Annotated in this window: 4 protein-coding genes; 2 read left to right on the forward strand and 2 right to left on the reverse strand. The window is 71.3% G+C overall.

The features are described 5' to 3' along the window. Positions 1 to 3: 3 nt before the first annotated feature. A complete protein-coding gene (locus AC13HU_RS33435; protein ID WP_483045740.1) occupies positions 4 to 1443 on the reverse strand; it encodes a purine-cytosine permease family protein in 1440 nt (479 codons plus the stop codon). 302 nt (positions 1444 to 1745) lie between these two features. Between AC13HU_RS33435 and AC13HU_RS33440 the strand changes: the two genes are divergently transcribed. Continuing rightward, positions 1746 to 2555, forward strand: a complete 810-nt coding sequence (locus AC13HU_RS33440) for an alpha/beta hydrolase (protein ID WP_483045741.1) — start codon at positions 1746 to 1748, stop codon at positions 2553 to 2555. Here the strand turns inward: AC13HU_RS33440 and AC13HU_RS33445 are convergent. Then, the gene (locus AC13HU_RS33445; protein ID WP_483045742.1) at positions 2552 to 3865 is read right to left on the reverse strand and encodes a helix-turn-helix domain-containing protein; all 1314 of its coding nucleotides are present in this window, start codon (positions 3863 to 3865) and stop codon (positions 2552 to 2554) included. The genes AC13HU_RS33440 and AC13HU_RS33445 overlap by 4 nt on opposite strands. Before the next feature lie 137 nt (positions 3866 to 4002). Between AC13HU_RS33445 and AC13HU_RS33450 the strand changes: the two genes are divergently transcribed. Further along, a complete protein-coding gene (locus tag AC13HU_RS33450; protein ID WP_483045743.1) occupies positions 4003 to 4194 on the forward strand; it encodes a hypothetical protein in 192 nt (63 codons plus the stop codon). Positions 4195 to 4198 lie beyond the last annotated feature (4 nt).

Genomic DNA, 4198 nt, shown 5'->3' on the forward strand with positions numbered 1-4198 from the left:
TCCTCACCCCGTCCCGGTCGTCTCCAGTGCCGCGGCCTCCGCGTCGGCGAGTTCGATCTCGGCGGCCACGTCGATGGTGCGGGCCAGCCACCAGTACAGCAGCCCCGACACGGGCAGCCCGATGAACAAGGAGATGTCCGCGCCGTTCAGCGCCTTCGCGGCGGGCCCGGTGAACAGCGTGCCCACCGAGAAGAACGGCACCATCGCGCCGAAGCCCACCAGGTACGCGATGATCCCGCGCCAGCCCCAACGGCCGTATATGCCATGTGGCTTGAAGATCTCCGCGATGGCGTAGTGCCCGCGCCGCACCACGTAGTAGTCCATCAGGTTCACCGCGGTCCACGGGATGAACAGGTAGAGCACCAGCAGCAGGAAGTTGTTGAAGTTCGTCAGGAAGTGCGAGGTCGCGGCGAGCGCGCCGGCCAGCGACAGGGCCGCGGTGAAGGCGAGGGTCAGCAGCCGCGCGCTGATCGTCGGACGGATCTTGCGGATCGAGTCGGTCGCGCTGATCAGCGTCAGCGAACCGCCGTACATGTTCAGCGCGGTGACCGAGACCAGGCCGAGCGCGGAGAAGATCAGCACCACCGCGCCGAAGCCGTCGAAGACCTTGTTGCCGGCCGCGTCGATCGAGGCGATCGTGTCGAAGTCCTTGCCCGCCCACGCGGCGAGCAGGGAGCCCAGCACCATCAGCCACGCACCGCCGAGCGCGGAGCCGAAGTACGTCCAGTAGAAGGTCCGGCGCACCGTGACGCCCGGCGGCAGGTAGCGGGAGTAGTCCGACACGTAGATCGCCCAGCTGATCTGGTAGCCCGCCACCACCCCGAACTGGGCAAGGAACGGAGTCCACTTGAAGCCGCCGAGGTCGAACGACCCGGCCGGGTAGTGCAGTGTCACCAGCACCCCGACGGTGAAGACGCCGAAGACCGCCAGGAACACGTAGGTGAGGACCTGTTCGGCGCGGTGGATGATGTCGTAGCCGACGAGCGCGACCACCAGCGCGAGCACGGTCACGCCGGCCACCCACCACTTCACCCCGCCGTGCGCGGTGTGGCTCATCGCCTGGCCGGCCAGGATGGTGTTGAAGACGTTGAACCCGGCGTACTGCACGTAGGCGAACAGCCACACCAGCAGCGCGCCGACGTAGCCGAACTGCGGCCGGGACTGGATCATCTGCGGCAGCCCGAGCTGCGGTCCCTGCGCGGAGTGGAACGCCATGAAGAACGTGCCGAGGGCGGTGCCCAGCACGATGGAGATCAGCGACCAGATCAGGTTGCCGCCGCCGGTGATGCTGATCAGGCCGACGGCGAGGGTGGCGATCTGGGCGTTCGACATGAACCACAGTGGACCTAAGTGCCAGAGTTTTCCGTGCCGTTCGCGCAGTGGGACGTAGTCGATGGAGCGGACTTCCAGACCCGGAACACGCGGTTGCTCGGTCGTCGTCATGCCGCCTCCTGGGGAAGATCCCGGCAGTACCCAGCCACTTCAGCGGCAACTGCCGACACCGGTCAAGAGGTACGGCTCCCTCCGGGAAAGAGGGTCACCGCCAAGGGGCGCGTGGATGGTCAGCTTCTTGGCGATCTCGGGAACGGGGACGCCCTTGTCCTTGAGGGGTCCAGCCACGATGCCTGCGAAACCCACATTGAGATGATCATGGGAGCCTGAACGCGCGTTGTGGAGCTGGCCGGCCAGCTCCGGGAATCGGGCGAGCGGGTCCGGGAGCCCAACCGAGTGGCTACGATCTGCTTATGGTCGATCACGAGACGGCGTTTCAGTCCCTGGACGGTACCGCGTTGTTCGGCACGGTCTGCTCGGCGGAGACGCGGGGCGGGGCAGCGGTGCTGGTTCACGGTTCGGGGGTGACCCGGGAGGAGGGCGGCTTCTTCACGCGCCTGGCCGCCGGCCTCGCCGCCTCCGGGGTGACCAGCCTGCGGTTCGACCTGCGGGCGCACGGGGCCAGCGGCGGGCGCGAGTCGGAGCTGACGATCGCCTCGGTGACCAACGACATCCGCGCGGCCAGCGACCACCTGCGCGCACATACCGGCCGCCCGGGCCCGGTGCACGTGATCGCGGCCTCGTTCTCCGGCGGCGCCGCCGCGCTGCACGCCGCCCACCGGCCCGCTGAGGTCGCCAAGCTGGTGCTGCTGAACCCGCGGTTGGACTACAAGGAGCGGTACGTCACCGCACGGCCGGGCTGGTCGGACGACTACCTGTCCGGGGAGATGGCGGTGCGGCTGGAGGAGCAGGGGTTCACCGAGAAGTCGCCGTTCGAGCTGAACAGGGCCCTGCTGAACGAGGTCTTCCACCTGGACACCCCAGCAATCCTGGCCGCGGTGCGGGCGCCGGTGCTGATGGTGCACGGCACCGCGGACACCTTCGTGCCCGTCGAGTCCTCCCATCGGCACCGGCCAATGTTCGGCGGTCCGGTGGAACTGGTGGAGCTGGACGGCGCCCAGCACGGCTTCGCCGTCCACGACGACCCGCAGTACCTTCACCCGCAGTCGCAGGTGTGGCAGCGTGAGGTGGTCGAGCGGGTGAGCGCCTTCCTGGCTGGTTAGGCCACTGCCAGCTTGCCCAGCCGCTGCCGGAACTCGCGTACCGCCGGACGCTGCGCGTACGGCGCGAGGTCGTCGGCGGCGCGGTGGAGCTCGGCGAGCACCTGCCCGAAGCGAGCGCCAGCGGCGAGTGCCAGGGCCCCCATCGCGGCCGAGGCGGCCTCGTCCGGTTCGCCGGCCGCGACCAGGGCGCCGGAGTACTGGGCGGTGAAGAACGCCCGGTCGCGGGGCGCGAACGCAGCCGTGGCGAGGTGTTCGCCGAAGAGGCTGACGGCCCGTTCGCTCTGGCCGGCTTCTCGGTAGCAGATCGCGCTCTGCACCATGAGGCGCTCGTTGGTGTAGCCATCGCCGAGCGGGCCGGTGCAGGTGGCGGGCCCGCTCGCGGGGGCGGCCTGGCCGAGGGCGGTGTGCGCCTGGTCGAGCGTGCGGGCCACCTCCTCGACGCGGGCGCCGGTCAGGGCCAGCGCCCGGGCCTGCTGCTGGAACGCTTCCGCGCGCGGCCTGGGCGGCAGCGTCCAGGGGCCGGTGGTGGCGGCGCGGGCGAGGTCGAGCATCCGGGCCGCGTCGGTGCGGTCGGTGGCCTGGGCCTGGCGGAGCAGGACGTAGGCGTGCATGGCGCCGTCGCCGGTCAGCGTCGCCCACTCCTTCGCCTGGTGGTGCCAGTACGCGACGGCCGGGGCGGGGGCGCCGGCGTCGCGGTGCAGCCAGGCGGCCAGCTCGGCGCCCCGGGCTCCGAGGACCAGCAGCTCGCGCGGCGGTCCGGGGGCGGCGGCGCGGGCGGCGGAGTTGATCGCGGCGAGGATGCCCAGCACGGTGGGCAGCGCCTCGTGCGGGCCGGCCAGGCCGTCGGTGCGGGCGGCGTCGTCCAGCGCCGTCCGCAGGTGGCCGAGGAGTTCGCCCTCGCCGTGGCGCCGGGCGCCGTGGGCGGCGGCGGTGAGGTGGTCCAGGGCATCCAGGTCGAGCACCGGGGCGGCGCCCGCCAGGCCCAGGAACGTCCGTCGGCGCACGTCGCTCTCCTCCAGCTGTCGTCCGCTCCCGTCCGGGCGCCGTCCGGTGGGCCGGGCGGGCCGTCGAAAGCCGAGGTCCTCAAGCGGGCAGCCGAACATCGCCCCCAGGACGCGCCGGGCGTCGCGGTTGGGCCAGGTCGACTCGCCCGACTCCCACCGCCTCACCTGCCGCACCGAGATCCTGGCCTGCTCGCGCAGCTCGCAGGCCGTCTCGTCGTACGCGGCGGCGAAGTCCTCCTGGGTGTGCCAGCCGCGCTCGACGCGGGCGGCGACGATGCGACAGTTGGCGACGGCGTGTTCGGGCATGGGCACCCCCGGAATCCAGGACCACCACGGTAGCCATCACGGCCACCGTGAGCGAGGGGCCGGTACCTACCCGTCACGGTGTCCGGTGAAGCGTCCGGTGATCCGGCCTCGACTCACGCTTCGCCCGGCGGTGAACTGTGAGCACCGGACCGGCCCACCCGGCCGCGTCCCCAACACCCCCTCTACGCAAGGAGGACGCCAAGAAGACCACCGCGAAGGCCCCGGCCGTCACGCTCGACCCGAAGAAGGTCGCCGCGCTCCAGGCCAAGGTCAACCGGCTCGTCGGCACCGGCGCGCTGGCCGCCGCCCCGCACACCTACCACCACTGAGTGA

The sequence above is a fragment of the Streptomyces sp. NH27 genome, assembly GCF_056859195.1.